This window comes from Rhizobacter sp. P3_B12, assembly GCF_056402895.1.
In genome coordinates this window covers 1-2,123 of record NZ_JBFUGN010001030.1, presented here as the reverse complement: position 1 = coordinate 2,123, position 2,123 = coordinate 1, and the positions used below count along the sequence as shown (strand labels likewise).

Sequence of the window (2,123 nt, the reverse complement as noted above, 5' to 3'; positions counted from 1 at the left end):
GTACTGGGCGGCCTGGTGGGGCTGGCGCTCGGCGGGCCGGCCGGTGGGCTGGTGATGCTGATCGTGACGCCGCTCGTGGTGTGGCAGATCCGCAAATCGAAGCAGGCCGAGGCGGCGGCACCGGTGCCGGCCGAGGCGGCCTGGCCCGAGATGCCGGACGAGGCGGCGGCGCCGCAGGCTGCAGCCCCGGCGGCTCCCGCCGCGACGAAGGCGCCGGATCTCGCGCAGCGCGTGGCGGCGCTGGAGCACGAGGTGAGCGCACTGCGGCTGCAGGTGCAGCGGCTGTCGGGCGGCATGGTGAGCGCCACTGCGGAACCGGTCCCGTCGCCGATCCCGGACAGCGTCCTCGAACTCGACCTCGAACCGCTCATCGAACCCCGGCCCGTACCGAGCGCTGCGGCATCGATCGAACCGGCGGTCGCGTCGATCGCCGTACCGGTACCGTCGTTGGCCGAACCTGTTCCCGCGCCGATCTTCGAGCCCGCGGTGGCGGCAGCGGCAGCTCCCGAAGAGCCCGCGACACCTGCCCCGTGGACCGAGCCGTCGCGCGCGACCCCGCCGCCGCCCGTCGAACCCGCGTTGCCGCTGCGCGACCGCCTGCCGCCATTCGTCGCGCGCTGGATCTTCGGCGGCAACACCATCGTCAAGGTGGGCGTGCTGATCCTGTTCCTGGGCCTCGCCTTCCTGCTGCGCTATGTGGCCGAGCGGGCGACGCTGCCGGTCGAGTTCCGCTATGCCGGCGTCGCGCTGGTGGGCGTCGTGATGCTGGTGCTCGGCTGGCGCCTGCGCGACCGGCGCGATGCCGCTGGCGGCCAGGGCTACGGGCTGATCCTGCAGGGCGCCGGCATCGGCGTGTTCTACCTGACGGCGCTGGCGGCCTTGCGCCTGAACGGCTTGCTGCCGCCGGGTGCGGCCTTCGCGGTGATGGCGGTCGTCGCGGTGCTGGGTGCGGCGCTCGCGGTGCTGCAGAACGCGCCATGGCTCGCCTACGTCTCGGTGGCCGAGGGCTTCCTCGCGCCGGTGCTGGTGTCCACCGGCGGCGGCAACCACGTCGCGCTGTTCAGCTACCTCGCGGTGCTCGACGTCGGCATCTTCCTGATGGCCTGGCACAAGGCCTGGCGGCCGCTGAACCTGATCGGCGCGGTCGGCACCTTCACGCTGGCCGGCGCCTGGGCGCAGGCGCACTACACCGATGCGGTGTACGCGTCGACGCAGGCCTTCCTGCTGCTGTTCTTCGTGCTGTTCACCGCGATCGGCGTGCTGTTCGCGCGGCGCGCGCTGGCGCTCGGCGACGACCCTGCCGCGACCGATCCACTGGCGCAGCGTGCGCGGCAGGCGCTGCAGCAGGTCGGGCGCGTCGACAGCGCGCTGGTGTTCGGCGTGCCGCTGGCGGCCTTCGGCCTGCAGTACCTGATGGTGAAGGACACCGACTGGGGCGCGGCCTGGTCGGCGCTCGGCTTCGCGTTCTTCTACCTCGTGATCGGCGGCGCGCTGCTGCGCAGTGCGCGCATCCGCTATGCGCTGCTCGGCGAAGCGCACGTGATCGTCGGCGTGATCTTCGCCACGCTCGCGATCCCGCTGGCGCTGGAGGGCGCGTGGACCGGTGCCACCTGGGCGGTGGAAGCGGCCGGCATGTTCTGGCTCGGCGTGCGCCAGCACCGGCTGTACACGCGGGCGTTCGCGCTCGCGGTGCTGGCCGGCGCGGTGGTGCGGCTGGTGAGCGCGTTGTCGCTCGACCTCGCGCCGGGCACGCCGCTGGTCGACGGCTCGCTGATCGGCGTGTTGCTGATGCTGGCCAGCGTGCTGGCGATGTGGCGCGTGCATCACCGCCACCCGGCTGCGCAGCGTGCGGGCTGGGAGCAGGGCAACGACATCGCGCTGCCGTGGCTCGCGGTCGCTGCGACGGCGCTGCTCGGATGGATGGTGCTGGTGCCGCTGTGGGCCTCGGTCGCGACCGCCTTGCTCGCGCTGGTGCTGGCGACGCTCGGCCACCGCTTCGCGCTGCGCGTGCTGACGGCCTGCTCGGGCGCCTTGCACCTGGTCGCGCTGGCGGGGCTGGCGGCTTCGCTGCACCTCGATCCGCTGCAGGCGCCGCGCGACGGCTGGCCGGGGCTGGTCGCGGC

At 73.6% G+C, this 2,123-nt stretch carries 1 protein-coding gene; it reads left to right on the top strand.

Annotation, left to right across the window (positions count from 1 at the left end; genetic code table 11):
• On the top strand, positions 1–2,123 hold a 2,123-nt coding region (locus AC1D01_RS31635), incomplete at both ends, for a DUF2339 domain-containing protein (RefSeq protein ID WP_477873472.1).